At 41.7% G+C, this 15,225-nt stretch carries 13 protein-coding genes; 3 read left to right on the top strand and 10 right to left on the bottom strand.

Annotation, left to right across the window (positions count from 1 at the left end; translation table 11 throughout):
• Positions 1-13: 13 nt before the first annotated feature.
• On the top strand, positions 14-445 hold the full coding sequence (locus tag NST57_RS05025; protein ID WP_341298167.1) for an Rrf2 family transcriptional regulator: 432 nt from the start codon (positions 14-16) through the stop codon (positions 443-445).
• Between the two features lie 160 nt (positions 446-605).
• Complete coding sequence (locus NST57_RS05020; protein ID WP_035703421.1) at positions 606-2,081, top strand: catalase; 1,476 nt, start codon at positions 606-608, stop codon at positions 2,079-2,081.
• 142 nt (positions 2,082-2,223) lie between these two features.
• On the opposite strand, the gene NST57_RS05015 is transcribed toward NST57_RS05020, so the two are convergent.
• Positions 2,224-2,607, bottom strand: a complete 384-nt coding sequence (locus NST57_RS05015) for a YqzG/YhdC family protein (RefSeq protein WP_142154611.1) — start codon at positions 2,605-2,607, stop codon at positions 2,224-2,226.
• Positions 2,608-2,735: 128 nt separating this feature from the next.
• Here NST57_RS05015 and NST57_RS05010 point away from each other — a divergent pair, with 128 nt between their 5' ends.
• On the top strand, positions 2,736-2,984 hold the full coding sequence (locus tag NST57_RS05010) for a YhdB family protein (protein ID WP_008349000.1): 249 nt from the start codon (positions 2,736-2,738) through the stop codon (positions 2,982-2,984).
• Positions 2,985-3,151: 167 nt separating this feature from the next.
• Here the strand turns inward: NST57_RS05010 and NST57_RS05005 are convergent, their stop codons facing one another.
• From NST57_RS05005 to NST57_RS04965, 9 genes are all read right to left on the bottom strand, one after another.
• Entirely contained in the window at positions 3,152-3,802 is a 651-nt protein-coding gene (locus NST57_RS05005; RefSeq protein WP_341298166.1) for a response regulator transcription factor, read from the bottom strand.
• Entirely contained in the window at positions 3,799-4,944 is a 1,146-nt protein-coding gene (locus NST57_RS05000; RefSeq protein ID WP_250027060.1) for a GAF domain-containing sensor histidine kinase, read from the bottom strand. The genes NST57_RS05005 and NST57_RS05000 overlap by 4 nt, the downstream gene beginning before the upstream one ends.
• A gap of 149 nt (positions 4,945-5,093) precedes the next feature.
• Positions 5,094-6,839: a phospho-sugar mutase gene (locus tag NST57_RS04995; RefSeq protein WP_341298165.1), complete on the bottom strand. Its 1,746-nt coding sequence runs from the start codon at positions 6,837-6,839 to the stop codon at positions 5,094-5,096.
• Between the two features lie 144 nt (positions 6,840-6,983).
• Positions 6,984-8,645: a glycerol-3-phosphate dehydrogenase gene (gene glpD / locus NST57_RS04990; protein WP_341298164.1), complete on the bottom strand. Its 1,662-nt coding sequence runs from the start codon at positions 8,643-8,645 to the stop codon at positions 6,984-6,986.
• A gap of 139 nt (positions 8,646-8,784) precedes the next feature.
• Entirely contained in the window at positions 8,785-10,281 is a 1,497-nt protein-coding gene (glpK, locus tag NST57_RS04985; RefSeq protein ID WP_142154603.1) for a glycerol kinase GlpK, read from the bottom strand.
• Between the two features lie 15 nt (positions 10,282-10,296).
• The gene (locus tag NST57_RS04980) at positions 10,297-11,112 is read right to left on the bottom strand and encodes an MIP/aquaporin family protein (protein ID WP_008349011.1); all 816 of its coding nucleotides are present in this window, start codon (positions 11,110-11,112) and stop codon (positions 10,297-10,299) included.
• A 216-nt stretch (positions 11,113-11,328) separates the two neighbouring features.
• Entirely contained in the window at positions 11,329-11,886 is a 558-nt protein-coding gene (locus NST57_RS04975; protein ID WP_142154601.1) for a glycerol-3-phosphate responsive antiterminator, read from the bottom strand.
• 163 nt (positions 11,887-12,049) lie between these two features.
• Complete coding sequence (locus NST57_RS04970; protein WP_142154599.1) at positions 12,050-13,387, bottom strand: aminotransferase; 1,338 nt, start codon at positions 13,385-13,387, stop codon at positions 12,050-12,052.
• A 240-nt stretch (positions 13,388-13,627) separates the two neighbouring features.
• Positions 13,628-15,220 carry a PucR family transcriptional regulator ligand-binding domain-containing protein gene (locus tag NST57_RS04965; RefSeq protein ID WP_142154597.1) on the bottom strand — a complete coding sequence of 531 codons (1,593 nt, stop codon included), beginning with the start codon at positions 15,218-15,220 and terminating at the stop codon, positions 13,628-13,630.
• Positions 15,221-15,225: the final 5 nt, after the last annotated feature.

The following is a 15,225-nucleotide window of genomic DNA, read 5'->3' as shown; positions in this document are numbered from 1 at the left end:
AGAGGTCGTCCAAATGAAACTTACGAATTATACAGATTTCTCATTAAGGGTACTCATTTATTTAGCTTCGAGAGAAAACAATGAACTGTCAAATATTCAGCAGATTGCCGATATTTATGGCATTTCGAAAAATCACCTGACAAAGGTCATTTACCATCTTGGAAAACGTGGTTATGTAGAAACGATCCGCGGAAGAAATGGTGGGATTAGGCTGGGGAAAAGCCCAGAAAGCATTAATATTGGTGAGATTGTCCGCTATACAGAGGATGATTTAGTCATGGTTGAATGCTTTGATCCGAAGAAAAACAGCTGTATTATCTCCCCGATTTGTTCATTAAAGCACGTACTTCATGAAGCACTCACTGCTTATTTACACGTTCTTGACCAATACACATTAAAAGATTTAACACAAAACAAAGATGCTCTAAGAGAGCTTCTGCTCTAAGGCGAAAGAATTTATTTCTTTCGTCTTTTTCTTTACCTCCTTGTAATAATAATTTATTTAAAATTATTATAAATAAATATTGACTATCATGTTTGATTCAATATAATTAGGGTATATAGATTGCTAGAAACCATTTTTTGTTTACAGGAGGAGAAAAAGAATGACAAATTCTAATCATAAAAATTTGACAACGAACCAAGGCGTACCTGTTGGCGATAATCAAAACTCAAGAACTGCTGGTCACAGAGGGCCTTCATTTCTTGATGATTACCATTTGATTGAAAAACTTGCACACTTTGACCGTGAACGTATTCCAGAGCGTGTTGTTCATGCAAGAGGCGCCGGCGCTTATGGTGTATTTGAAGTAGAAAATAGCATGGAGAAACATACAAGAGCAGCTTTCTTAAGTGAAGAAGGAAAACAAACAGATGTTTTTGTCCGTTTCTCAACGGTTATTCACCCTAAAGGTTCACCTGAAACATTACGTGACCCTCGCGGCTTCGCTGTCAAATTTTATACAGAAGAAGGCAACTATGATCTAGTTGGTAACAACTTGCCGATCTTCTTTATTCGTGATGCACTCAAGTTCCCTGATATGGTTCACTCTCTCAAGCCAGATCCTGTAACCAACATTCAAGATCCTGACCGTTATTGGGATTTTATGACGTTAACACCTGAATCCACTCACATGCTCACATGGCTCTTCTCTGACGAAGGTATTCCTGCGAACTACGCTGAAATGCGCGGTTCTGGTGTTCATACGTTTAGATGGGTAAACAAATACGGAGAAACAAAATATGTGAAATATCACTGGAGACCATCAGAAGGCATTCGCAATTTATCGATGGAAGAAGCTGCAGAAATTCAAGCAAACGACTTCCAGCATGCGACAAGAGACTTGTATGATCGTATTGAAAAAGGAAATTATCCAGCATGGGATCTTTACGTTCAGCTTATGCCGCTCAGTGATTATGATGAACTAGATTATGATCCATGTGATCCTACGAAGACGTGGAGCGAGGAAGATTATCCGCTGCAAAAAGTGGGCCGCATGACACTGAACCGCAATCCAGAAAATTTCTTTGCTGAAACAGAACAATCTGCTTTCACGCCAAGTGCCCTAGTACCAGGAATTGAAGCATCTGAAGACAAACTGCTTCAAGGTCGTCTGTTCTCTTATCCTGACACGCAGCGTCACCGCCTAGGTGCAAACTACATGCGCATCCCAGTGAACTGTCCTTATGCGCCTGTTCACAATAACCAACAGGATGGCTTTATGACAACAACTCGTCCAAGCGGTCATATTAACTATGAACCAAACCGTTATGACGATCAGCCAAAAGAAAACCCTCACTACAAAGAAAGTGAACCAGTTCTTCATGGTGACCGTATGGTGAGACAAAAAATTGAAAAACCAAATGATTTCAAACAAGCTGGAGAAAAATATCGAAGCTACTCTGAAGAAGAGAAACAAGCATTGATCAAAAACCTGACAGCTGACTTGAAAGACGTAAATGAAAAAACGAAATTACTTGCGATCTGTAACTTCTATCGTGCAGATGAAGATTACGGACAGCGTTTAGCGGATTCACTCGGTGTGGATATTCGCTCATATCTTCAAGGAAGCATGAAATAAATCTTCTTTTCAACATGATTTTAGGAAGAACAGCAGCTTTTGCAGAGCGAATTTGACATTCGTGAGCACCAGTGCCGGACTGACACCGAATGCGAGGGTTTGACTACGGCTGGAGCACCTCTTTTTTAAAAGAGGTGCTTTTTTATAGCCGAAACACGTTAATACTAATCAAATGCCCCGTCACCGGATGAAAATAAATTTCTGCATGTGCTGCAAATCGTGTGGAGCCTTCCTTCACGGTCACGCGAAACACATCTTTTGTTTGATCTTCATTCACTTGTGTACGTCCAATATAATGATAATCGTTTAAAGCGGCACCTTCATATTCTTCTTGCAAAGCAGTATACGCAAGTCTTTCCCAATTCTCTGCCGGCTGCACGGCTGCTTGTGATGATGGATGAATCATGAAACTGCCGAATAAAACAATTCCTGCTGCAAAAAGCATCCATAATTTCAAGTGCATGATCTCAACATTCTCACTTTCATGTCTATTTTGTTTAGGTTTTGCTGGTTGGTTCTTTTTCATACATCAAGCATTTATTCAGCCTATAATTCCCGGTACCCTGTTTATGCAGACACCAACTTTTCCCCTGAAAAAGTCGACCTGATCCGAGCAAACTAATGAGGACTTCTCAAGGGAAAGGAGAAGGTTTAATGAATGTGGCAGATTATGATAAGGCACTTTATTATACGCATCGCTCGCAATGGGATAATTTACTTATTCTTATGGTCCGTACGCAAGATGATTTGCTCTCAAAACGTATTGAGCATTTCTTACATGCGTATCAATTTAACCGGAACGATGCAGATGTTGAAAAATGTTTATATGGGCTCCTGCAGTATATCGACCATGCTTCAGAGGCTGCCGTTGCTGAAGCATATGCAGAACCGATGTACACATAAAGAAAAAGGCTGATTTTCTGCCTTTCAGATTGTTGACATAGGGCTAGAATGAACTTTATTTTAGCTCTTTGTTTTCTTTTCAGCCTTTTACTAACCGCCTTTCATAAAGAAGAAAAGACTTCATGAGACATACTCATGAAGTCTTTTGGAATGTCCACCATGACTGTTTACAACAGCTCTTTCGGCTGATTTTTTTGATAATCTACCGCATATAGAGCGGCCTGAGTTCGATCTGCCAGCTCTAACTTTGATAACAGATGAGACACGTGTGTTTTCACAGTCTTTTCAGAAATAAAAAGCGATGAGGCGATTTCTTTGTTACTTTTCCCTTTTGCAATTTCAAATAAGACATCACGTTCTCTATTGGTCAGTTCGTTCATCAATGCCCATTTCTGCTCTTTAGGTTCAGTTAGATGCTGGATAAGAAACGTCGTAATATGACCATCTAATTGATACGTACCATTTTGCACCTCAATCATTGTCGTGAGAAGCTTTTCAGGTGCTACATCCTTGAGCTGATAAGCCTTCGCTCCCGCTTGGATAGCAGGGATGACATAGTCCTTATCTGCATAGCTTGTCAAGATGACAATGCGGACTTCCGGCATCTCGAGTGTCATTTGCTTTGTGGCCTCAATTCCATTCATCACAGGCATAGAAAGATCCATCAAGACAATATCAGGATTCGTTTGCCTCACTATCTGCAGTGCCTCTTCCCCATTGGATGCCTCACCGACGATGTCTACATCTGGCTGGGTTTGCAAGAAAAAGACTAGCCCTTTTCTGACAATATGATGATCATCTGCAATGACTACCCTCATGACAACCCCTTCCTTTCTTGAGAAAATGGGACTTTCACATGAATTGTGGTTCCCTTACCTAGCTCAGAATTGATACAAAATGTACCTCCTGCTCTACGAATACGTTTAGCCATCCCTTTCAATCCAAGTGAGGGAAGGCTCATTTGTTCATCATACTGAAATCCCTTTCCCTGATCGATAATTTTCATACCAAACGTGTCTCCTGATTGCTCCAGTTTGACCTCTACTTTCTCAACACCCGCATGCTTTTGGCAATTATTGAGAGCTTCTTGGCATACGCGAAATAAGGTCTCGTGCTTTGAATGATCTATTTCCATACAGCCAGATAAAGACAATGAACAATTTAGACCTAAAAGCTGTGCATACTCTTCAATTGCTGTCGTAAATCCTTTTTCAAGTCCTTTTGGTCTTAACTGCCAGATGAGTGATCTCATTTCAATGAGGGCATCTTGTGATAAATGCTGAATAAAATCAATCATTTCACCTAATTTTTGATCACTTGTCATTTGACGGGCTGCCTTTGCAGTCAAACTCACGGAAAACAGCATTTGATTCACAGAATCGTGTAAATCCTGTGCAAGCCGGTTTCGCTCTTCTAGCAGTGCATGCTGCTGCTCATTTTGCACAAGCTTCATACGCTGAATAGCCGTACCAATTTGCAGCGCAATACTTTCAAGCAGATTCAGCTCCTCCTGTGTAAATGTGACCTTCCCTTTTGCCGCCACATTTAATAAACCGAACGTACGCTTACATGCTTGGAGCGGAACAGTTGCATGATGGGTAATTCCTTCTGTATCTCCAAGCTTTTGCTCAATCGCTGTTTCAATCCGCTTACAATTAATGATATTGGTAGCTGATTGCAGTGAGCCTTTCGTGTAGCGGTTGATGCAATAGCAATCGTTTTGACACATCAATTGCTTTCGATCCTTTGCCAGCGCTTCAGGTAAGCACACTTCTGCCATTAGTTCATACGATCCGTCTTCTTCTATAAAATAAATCCATGCTGTTTGAAAGCCTGTCACTTCCATAAGCATATGAAGCACTTCATGAAGCGTTTCCTTCATTTCCATCCCTTCATTTAGCTTTTCAGCAATTTCTTTTAACGTTTTTAATGTTTTTACTTTTTCTTGGTAATCTCCCATCGTGTGTACCCCCGGCTTTTACTGCCTCTTATCAATAAGTTGATTATACCATGAGCATCTATGCGGCTCTTTCTCAAAAAGGATGATTTTTTCTCATCCTTTTGACTGAGAAAAAGCCATCATGCATGACATGATGGCTTTGTGATGTTTTATTTAGCTGTTTCTTCCACAATGTCATAGACGACTTTCATGACTTCTTCTGATAAGTGTTTCAGCTTTTCTTCGCTGTCTGTTAACGATGTGCCTTTGACAGCAATATAAAATTTGACTTTAGGCTCCGTACCAGAAGGTCGTAAACAAAACCATGAGCCATCTTCAAGGAAATATTTCAGGACGTTTGAGGCCGGCAGATGAATCGTTTCTTCTTTCTTTTCAGCCACAAGGTGCCTTTGACTTGATTGATAATCCTCAATGACCGTAATGCGCTGACCGGCGATAGAAGCTGGCGGGTTTGATCTAAAGGTATGAAGAATAGCAGAAATCTGCTCCGCTCCTACCTTCCCCTTTAAGGTTAATGACTTTAACCCTTCTCTGTAAAATCCAAATTCCTTAAAAATATCAACAAGAGCATCGTATAATGACTTCCCTTGTTTTTTATAAAAGGCTGCGACTTCAACTGCTAATAACGCCGCTTGAACTGCATCTTTATCTCGTGCAAAATCACCGATCAAATAGCCGTAGCTTTCTTCATAGCCGAATTGAAACGTGTATTCTCCACTTTCCTCAAACTGCTTGATTTTTTCTCCGATAAATTTAAAGCCAGTGAGCGTATCAATCGTGTCAGCTCCAAATGCCGAGGCAACAGCACGCCCAAGCTCACTTGTCACAATCGTTTTCATCACAACGGGGCGAGGCGGCAGCTGACCTAGTTTTTGTTTTTCAGATAATAAATAATGAAGTAGTAAGGCGCCTGTTTGGTTGCCGGTCAAAACGGTAAATTCACCATCGTGATTTTTCACAGCGATACCCAATCGATCTGCATCTGGATCTGTCGCAATCAAAATATCAGCATTTTGCTTTTCGCCAAGCTTGATGGCGTATTCAAAAGCGGCATGCTCCTCTGGATTTGGAGACGTGACCGTCGAGAATTGCGGATCTGGTTTTTCCTGTTCAGGCACTACCGTCACATGCTCATAGCCAAAGGCTTGAAGTCCGTTTCGGACAGGTTTATTCGCTGTTCCATGAAGCGGGGTAAACACCACTTTAACATCGACTTCTTTTGCAAGCTCAGGGTGCACACGAATGGTTTTTAATTTTTCCATATACGCTTGATCGATTTCTTCACCAATCATCCGAATCAAACCATTTTGCTTCAAGACTTCTTCTGATTCTACTGAAATGGCTAATTCATTTTCAATGGCATCTACTTCTTTAATAACTTGATCTGCTTCAAATGGGGGCATTTGGCCTCCATCTTCTCCATATACTTTATAGCCATTATATTCTGGCGGATTGTGACTTGCTGTCACAACAATCCCTGCAAAGGCATTCAGTTCTCGAACTGCAAAAGAGAGTTCTGGTGTCGGACGCAGTTCGTCAAATACGTATGTTTGAATGCCATGTGAAGCAAGTGTTTTGGCCGCTTCCATCGCAAATTCAGGAGATTTATGGCGTGAATCATAGGCAATGGCGACGCCTCTTTTTTTTGCATCCTCTCCATGTGCTGCAATATACGCAGCAAGACCAGCAGATGCTTTTCGAACAGTGTAAACATTCATTCGGTTCGTTCCAGCACCAATTTCTCCGCGCATTCCTCCAGTACCAAACTCAAGGTTTTTGTAGAAGCAGTCTTCAAGCGCTTGATGATCATCTTGATGCGCCTCCAGCCATTCCCTTAGTTCAGTATCCAGGTGCTTCTCATTGATCCAACGCTCATAATTCGTATTCCAACTCATGGTCGTCCTCCCAGCTCTTATCATCAATAAAATAACATCTACTGTTATTTTATATGGAATTATCCTTCATGTCATGTTATATCATGAACATATGAAAAAACGATGAACAAAATAAAAAAAGCCGATGCACGATCGGCTTTTTACTTATTCAGCATCAAGCGGTACGACTGCTTCATGGAATAATCGGTCTAATTCAGTTTGATGTTTTTGTTTTGTCTCTTCATCCCAGCCAAAACGATCTGCCATATAGTCAACAACAGGTTGTGCATACGTTTTTGCCCAATTGATATTAAATAATAGGCTGCCTGTTCGTCTCAAGAAGAAATCGACAGGTGTTACAGCCAATTCTTCTTCGATCGCATAGACAAGTTCAGCCAACACATATGCGGGAATATTTCGTTTGTCTGCTTCCCCTTGAAGCTGCTCTACACGCTTGAAGACATTGCTGACGTTTGAGCCATATTTCTCAGCTAATTTTTGTGCAACCGGTTCTGTCAAACCAACGGATGCTCCTTCTGCCATTTTCGCTTGAACAAAGGACGCCATATTTTTCGAACCGCCTACATGCCCACCTGAAATTGGCATATGTTTCGTTTTACATGGTCCGAAATCTTTTCCAGTTTCCTCTTTAAGTCCATCACGTACAAGATTCACAATGTGTTCAGCCATTTTACGGTAACCTGTTAATTTACCACCGGCAATCGTGATTAAGCCTGAAGATGATGTCCATACCTCATCTTTACGAGAAATTTCTGAAGGATCTTTGCCTTCTTCATGAATAAGTGGACGAAGACCAGCCCAGTTAGATTCAATGTCTTTCTCTGTAATGTTAAGATCTGGGAACATATATTGAATGGCTTTGATCACGTAATCACGATCTGCTTTTGTCATACGCGGATGTTCCAGTTGTTTTTTGTAAACTGTATCTGTTGTTCCCACGTATGTTTTTCCTTCTCTTGGAATTGCAAAGACCATACGTTTATCAGGTGTGTCAAAGTAGATTGCTTGTTTTAATGGGAAAACAGATTGGTCAAATACTAAGTGAATTCCTTTTGTATGCTGTAAATGTTTCCCCTCTTTTGAGTGATCCTTGTCTCTTAGCTGATCGACCCAAGGGCCTGTCGCATTGACAATCTTTTTCGCATATACATCGTATGTTTTTTGCGTTGTGACATCTTCAATGACAACACCAACAACTTTGCCTTTATCATAAATAAATTCTTTGACTTTCGCATAGTTGACCGCTTCGGCACCGAACTTCACAGCCTCTTTCATGACTTCAATTGTCAGGCGTGCATCATCAGTACGGTATTCCACATAGTAGCCCCCGCCTTTTAAGCCATCCTTTTTCACAAGCGGTTCTTTTGCAAGTGTTTCTTTCGCACTTAGCATACTTCTGCGTTCACTATGCTTAACGCCAGCTAAAAAGTCATATACTCTAAGTCCGATTGAAGTTGAAAACTTACCGAATGTCCCGCCTTTATGCATCGGAAGTAGCATCCATTCTGGTGTTGTCACATGAGGACCGTTTTCGTATACGATGGCACGCTCTTTACCGACCTCTGCGACCATTTTCACTTCAAATTGTTTTAAATAACGAAGTCCGCCGTGCACTAGTTTCGTTGAGCGGCTAGACGTACCTGCTGCGAAATCCTGCATTTCTGCAAGACCAACCCGCATCCCGCGTGAAGCTGCATCAAGTGCTGTACCAGCGCCCGTAATACCCCCACCAATGATAAACACATCATATGGTTTTTTTGTCATGTCCTGAAGCATTTGTTCTCTTTCTAAGCTAGAAAAAGTCATCTCTTGTTCCTCCCATGTTGTACGGTAAAGAAAAAGAGACCGCAAACACCCAAAGCGTATTTCTACACTTCGGTGCTTGCGGTCTCTCCAGTTCTCCAACCGTTCTATTAACTTACTTGAAGTATACCATACTTTTTGTTTATTTGAAAGCTTGAGCTGCTTTTACAGCCTTTTTCCACCCGCTGTATAACGAGTCACGGCTGTCTTCTTCCATTTTAGGTTCAAAGCGCTTGTCAAGGTTCCATTGTTTTGCAATGTCTGAACGGTCGTTCCAGAAGCCAACTGCTATTCCCGCAAGATAGGCTGCACCGAGTGCCGTCGTTTCATTAATTTCTGGACGTTCTACTGGTACATCGAGCAAATCACTTTGGAAGCCCATTAAGAAATCATTTTTTACAGCCCCGCCATCGACACGCAATGTTTTGAGTGAGATGTTTGAATCTTTTTCCATCGCATCTAAAACATCTTTCGTTTGATAAGCCAGTGATTCTAACGTTGCACGAACAAAGTGCTCTTTAGAAGTACCACGTGTTAAACCGAATACAGCGCCTCGGACATCACTATCCCAATATGGTGTGCCTAGACCGACAAATGCTGGTACGACATATACGCCGTCTGTTGACTCAACACGCTCAGCATAAGCTTCACTGTCTTTTGAGTCTTTAAACATTCTAAGTCCATCACGCAGCCACTGGATCGCTGAGCCAGCAACGAAAATACTTCCTTCTAAAGCATATTCAACTTTGCCGTCAATGCCCCATGCAATCGTCGTTAACAATCCATGATCCGACTTAATTGCTTTTTCCCCTGTATTCATCAACATGAAACATCCTGTACCATATGTGTTCTTCGCCATTCCTTCTTCAAAGCAAGCCTGACCGAATAACGCAGACTGCTGATCTCCCGCCGCTCCTGCAATCGGAATATTTTTACCGAAGAAGTGATAGTCTGTTGTTTCACCATAAATGTGTGATGATGGTTTAACGTCTGGCAGCATGGAAGCTGGAACACCTAAGATATCAAGTAGTTCTTCATCCCATTTCAGATCGTAAATATTGAACATTAACGTTCTTGATGCATTCGAATAATCTGTCACGTGTGATTGCCCGCCAGTCATTTTCCAAATGAGCCATGTATCAATTGTGCCAAACAGTAAGTCACCATTTTCTGCTTTCTCACGAGCACCTTCTACATTGTCTAAAATCCATTTCACTTTAGTGCCTGAGAAATAAGCATCAATCAGAAGACCGGTTTTATTTCTAAATGTTTCATCGTGGCCTTGCGCTTTTAACTCTTCACAAATACCGGATGTTTGTCTAGACTGCCAAACAATTGCATTGTAAACGGGTGCGCCTGTATGTTTATCCCAAACGACAGCTGTCTCACGCTGGTTCGTAATTCCGATACCAGCAATTTGATCTGCTTCAATTCCTGATTCGATTAAAGCAGTTGAAATAACTGATAGGATAGAGCTCCAAATTTCATTTGCATTGTGTTCTACCCAGCCTGGGTTCGGAAAATATTGATTGAATTCCTTCTGAGCTGTATGTGCAATTTTACCTTCTTGATCAAATAAGATCGCTCTTGAGCTTGTTGTCCCTTGATCTAATGCGAGAATATATTTTTCTTTTGCCATGGTGTTTTCCTCCCCTTACATACTTTCATTTACAGCATTTGTCTGGTTTTTCGTAGAAACATAGAGTCCTAACAATACCACAACTAAAATAACGCTTACAATCCAAAAGGCTGGTGTGACGTTCGCTTTAAAGGCTGCATTATAGAAAACACCGCCAAATGCACCGCCCAAAATTGGACCAACAACAGGAACCCAAGCATATTTCCAATTTGATGGACCTTTACCTGGAATCGGCAGAATGGCATGTGCGATTCTTGGACCTAAATCACGTGCAGGGTTAATTGCGTAACCAGTTGTACCACCTAATGAAAGACCAATCGCGACAATTAAGAAACCAACAATCAGCGGATTGACTCCGTCTGCAAATTTATTTGCACCAATCGCTAAAATTCCTACCACCAATACAAATGTACCGATGACTTCACTGAGCACGTTTGCAAAAGTATGTGGAATTGCAGGACCAGTTGAGAATACGCCTAGTTTTGCACCTGGATCGTCTGTCGCTTTCCAGTGTGGTAAGTAATGTAAGAAGACAATAATAGCTCCGAGTAATGCGCCAAGCATTTGACCGACAATATACATTGGAACATCAGCCCAAGGAAAACTTCCTTCTAATGCAAGACCTATTGTCAGCGCCGGGTTTAAATGGGCACCGCTGATTCCTCCAGTGGCATAAGCTGCAATCGCTACTGCAAATCCCCATCCGAAAGCGATTACAATCCAGCCGGACTGATAAGCGAGCGATTTCTTTAAACTGACTGCCGCACACACACCGCCTCCAAAAATAATAAGAAGCATTGTACCTACGACTTCACCCCAAAATGGTGTCATGAAAAATTCCTCCTCTGGTTCAGTTGCCATCCCCTATAAATGTGTAGAAAAGATACAGAAAAAAAGATCCACAACAAACATACTTTACATAAGGGTCATTTGTCACCTAGTAAAGCGTCGTTGTGGATCTCCGATTCTCCATCACATGATATTAACTTAGTGCTATAGTATCAGATGATGAAAACGTTGTCAATCAATTTTCACATTTTATCTTTTTCACTTTTGGAACGCTTTCCAAAGCTCTGTATTCGATGTGGTGACAGCTGTCGCCCCTGCTGCAAGCGCCCTTTCTACATCTTCTTTTGTTCGGATAAATCCTCCTGCAAATATTGGTATTCCAGCTCTTTCGCGCACTTCTGTAATTAAATCTGGCACGACACCCGGCAATACTTCAATAAAATCTGGACGATGTTTTCCGACAAACTCCATGCTTTTTTCCATCGCACTTGTATCAAGTAAAAACATTCGCTGGATGGCATATACCTTTTTCTGCTTGGCTTTTACTATGACAGAAGACCTAGTAGAAATAATGCCAGCCGGTTTCATTTCCTGACAAATAAATTCCGTTCCGTACTCATCATGTTTGATTCCGTGAATGAGATCGACATGGACAAACATTTTTTTATGATGCGCATTCGCCTCATTCATGATGCCCTTAAGACGCCCTAAGTGAACATCTAGTAAGACGCCATATATAAATGGACTTTTTAAAAATTCCTCAAATTGCTTCATATTGCGAACAGCAGGTAGAATGGGTTGATCATGAAAACTCATTTGCCGTCTCCTTCTAATGTGTATTGGTTCTGTCTTCTCCTTACAGTAATAGAATCGCATGTTTTTTTCAATACACCTAATGTGCCCATTGACCATTCAGCCTAGTAGATCAATCAAGACCTGATCCTTTCTGGACATAGAAAAAAGCAGAGAAATTTCTCTGCTATAATTGTGCCATGCTTTCTTTTAAAGTATGGATAATGAAAGAGGCGTCTTCATCAGTGATATTTAGCGGTGGTGCGAGCTGTGCCACGTTATTATAGCCAGCCACTGTATCGCCATTTTTCCCGATGATCAATCCCCTCTTTTTACATTCTGCAATCAATTGACCGACTACACTTGGATCAGCTGGCGTTTTGGACGCCTGATCCTGCACAAGCTCAATCCCAAACAGCAGGCCTTTTCCTCTCACATCACCGACAAATGGATGCTCTTTTAACTCTTGCAAACGTTCGAGCATGTCTTGGCCAAGCGTGTCAGACCGCTCCACTAATTGTTCTTTTTCCATGATCTCTAGGTTAGCAAGCGCAACCGCACAGGAAGCAGGGTGACCGCCAAATGTATTCACATGCCGCAGCCGGTCATACGTATCTTCTCCTGCATATGCTTCATAAATCTCTCGTTTTACACACGTAGCCGAAAGCGGTAAGTATCCGCTTGTGATCCCTTTTGCCATGGTGATGATATCTGGCTTCACTTCCTCATGCATAAATCCAAACCGCTTTCCTGTCCGGCCAAATCCGCATATTACTTCATCCACAATGAGGAGCGCCCCATGATTTTCACAGATTTCTTTCACCTTCTTCAAATATCCTTTTGGCGGCATTAAGATACCGCCTCCTGTAATCATCGGCTCCATGATGACACCCGCAATAGTCTCACTTAATTCCCACGTCATCGCTTGATCGATTGCATCAGCACTTGCCAAGCTCTCTTGATCTTCAGGATGCCGGTACATATCAGGCGGTGCGACATGGATGAAGCCCTGCCCTAACGGTTCATATTTGTATTTACGCTGCGCTTGACCCGTTGCGGCAAGAGCTGCTGCTGTATTGCCGTGATACGATCGATATCGGGAAATGAATTTTGTGCGTGTACTTTCTCCCTTTTGCGCATGATATTGTTTAGCCATTTTAAATGCAGCTTCGTTCGCTTCAGAACCACTGTTAGAAAAGAAAATCACATAGTCCCCGCCTAGCCATTCATTGAGCTTCTCAGCCAGCTGAATCGCTGGCACATGGCTTTGTGTCAGCGGGTAGTAAGGCATCGTATTTAATTGCTTATACGCCGCTTCTGCAAGCTCTTTACGCCCATATCCGGCATTTACACACCACAACCCTGACATCCCGTCTAAATAGCGATTTCCATGAATATCTGTCACCCATGCGCCTTCTGCCTCATGAATCACCATACTTTCATTTTCTTTGTTTGTCCCTTTCATATGATGCCAAATGAACTGATCATCTTTCGCCTGAAGATCTTGTGCCTTATGTGTTTTCATCTTCCCACGCCTCCATGTATCCGTTTTCATCATAAAAGAAACTGAAACCGGTCCTGTATATGACCTCTCCATTCATTATATGGATAAAAGTGAGGCATATGAAACTGAAACAAGACCACCCGTGTCGTTACTCTCATTATAAAAAAGGGGCGAGACACATTACATTAGACAGATCGTCAACTGATTGAAAAGAACCATGAGACACTCGACTTGATCCCTTGGCAAATCTAACATATACCGTTAATGGCGATTCCCTTGTAAAAATTCATAAGCAAGGATCGCAAATTCAAGCGCTTGACGTTTCGGCGCTTGCATCATATCCTCACCAAGTAAAGCATGAAGCTTATCCAATCTGTGATAAAGCGTCTGCCTCACAATATAGAGCTGGCTTGCCGTTTCTTTTTTTGAACCGTTTGTCTGTAAAAAGATATTCAGCGTCTGATAGAGTCTGCCGTTATTTTGTTTATCATATAAAATCACCGGCTCTAAATACTCTTTCACCATGCATTCTAATAATCCGCTTTCTTTCATAACAGGCATCAGCCGAAGCATATGTAAATCTTGATAAAATGGGCTTTCTACCCGCAGCGGCATCACTTTCTTTAAATGCAGCACTTCTTTCGCTGCATGAAAACTTTTTCTCATGTGCTGAAACTGCTCACAATATGAACCGATTCCATAATTGATCACTGCCTCGCCGGGCTTCTCACGGCCATATAATTGCGTGATGTCGTTTGCCGCTTTTTCTGCACGCTCTTTCCAGTCCTCAACTTTTCTTGTATTCAGTAAAATAAATAAGGTTTGTCCCTGATGCTCGTACACTATCAAATGGAAACCAGCACGCTGAAAAATAGATCGGCAAGACACGAGAAAATAAAGATTCCCTGCGATTTCTTCTATTGGGTGTTTTTTTTGAAAGAGCATGACCACACATCCGGTCGGTTTTTTCAGCCCTTCTGTCTCCTCAAGGTGTTCTATGATCTCTCTTTCTGTATGATCTTCATGAAACCATTTTTGCAGCCATTCATTCTCTTTTGTCTTCTTCAGCTCTTCTGTATACAGCTCTCTTAATGTTTGCTGGGCAAGGGCATTCGCTCCTTTATCCATCACAAGCAGTTCAAATTCCGAGAGCGTGTTCGATTGATGAATGAGGACAAGGTCCGCAAAGGTTTGTTTGAGTGCAAGGACTTGTTTTTGCGTCACTTCATATCCTTTTGGTAATGAAGCATAATGTAAATAATTCATCACAAGCTCTTCTGTTTGTTGGGAAGAATCACATAAAATAATCGGCTCACCTTGAACAGGGATCAGCAATAGTATCCCTCTCACGTGCTGATACACTTGATCCAAAATATCCATCTGCGGATGAGGAGTTAGTAAAAGCTCATTCAGCTTTGACGATAGTGTTTCTAAATCTGCCATCATCTGGTACTGACGTTCAATCATCATCGTATGAAGATGCTGTGTGATATTGACGAACTTCATTTCTTTTGTAAACAAAATAAGCGGAAAATCACGTTCTTCTGCATAAACAATCAGTTCTTCCGGCACATCAAACCGGAGCGGTACAAATTCAATACATAATCCGGCCGCACCTGAGTCAATCAACTGCCTTAAAAACGCCTGAAAGACTTCCAATTGATTATGGAAGCCTGCGGCCGTCGTTAAGATCAGCTCGCCTCCATTTAACAAATCCTCTACAGCAGGCACTTCAAGTACATGTACCCATTTTACCTGTCGAAACAATCCCTTTTCCCCAGCTAACACTTTCGCATGCGTAAAATGCTTCGTTTTTAACACATCACTTACTTGAAAATGAACATCTACATTCATTCATA

The organism is Bacillus sp. FSL M8-0077 (assembly GCF_038050255.1).
Lineage (GTDB): Bacteria > Bacillota > Bacilli > Bacillales > Bacillaceae > Bacillus > Bacillus altitudinis.
The sequence above is the reverse complement of the archived record's forward strand: the minus strand, read 5'-3'. Positions and strand labels throughout refer to the sequence as shown.

What these genes read in the sequence shown, in the direction of transcription:
- NST57_RS05025 (WP_341298167.1), top strand. Translation starts at nt 14, where the DNA reads ATGAAACTTACGAATTATACAGATTTCTCATTAAGGGTACTCATTTAT.
- NST57_RS05020 (WP_035703421.1), top strand. Translation starts at nt 606, where the DNA reads ATGACAAATTCTAATCATAAAAATTTGACAACGAACCAAGGCGTACCT.
- NST57_RS05015 (WP_142154611.1), bottom strand. Translation starts at nt 2,607, where the DNA reads ATGAAAAAGAACCAACCAGCAAAACCTAAACAAAATAGACATGAAAGT.
- NST57_RS05010 (WP_008349000.1), top strand. Translation starts at nt 2,736, where the DNA reads ATGAATGTGGCAGATTATGATAAGGCACTTTATTATACGCATCGCTCG.
- NST57_RS05005 (WP_341298166.1), bottom strand. Translation starts at nt 3,802, where the DNA reads ATGAGGGTAGTCATTGCAGATGATCATCATATTGTCAGAAAAGGGCTA.
- NST57_RS05000 (WP_250027060.1), bottom strand. Translation starts at nt 4,944, where the DNA reads ATGGGAGATTACCAAGAAAAAGTAAAAACATTAAAAACGTTAAAAGAA.
- NST57_RS04995 (WP_341298165.1), bottom strand. Translation starts at nt 6,839, where the DNA reads ATGAGTTGGAATACGAATTATGAGCGTTGGATCAATGAGAAGCACCTG.
- glpD (WP_341298164.1), bottom strand. Translation starts at nt 8,645, where the DNA reads ATGACTTTTTCTAGCTTAGAAAGAGAACAAATGCTTCAGGACATGACA.
- glpK (WP_142154603.1), bottom strand. Translation starts at nt 10,281, where the DNA reads ATGGCAAAAGAAAAATATATTCTCGCATTAGATCAAGGGACAACAAGC.
- NST57_RS04980 (WP_008349011.1), bottom strand. Translation starts at nt 11,112, where the DNA reads ATGACACCATTTTGGGGTGAAGTCGTAGGTACAATGCTTCTTATTATT.
- NST57_RS04975 (WP_142154601.1), bottom strand. Translation starts at nt 11,886, where the DNA reads ATGAGTTTTCATGATCAACCCATTCTACCTGCTGTTCGCAATATGAAG.
- NST57_RS04970 (WP_142154599.1), bottom strand. Translation starts at nt 13,387, where the DNA reads ATGAAAACACATAAGGCACAAGATCTTCAGGCGAAAGATGATCAGTTC.
- NST57_RS04965 (WP_142154597.1), bottom strand. Translation starts at nt 15,220, where the DNA reads ATGAATGTAGATGTTCATTTTCAAGTAAGTGATGTGTTAAAAACGAAG.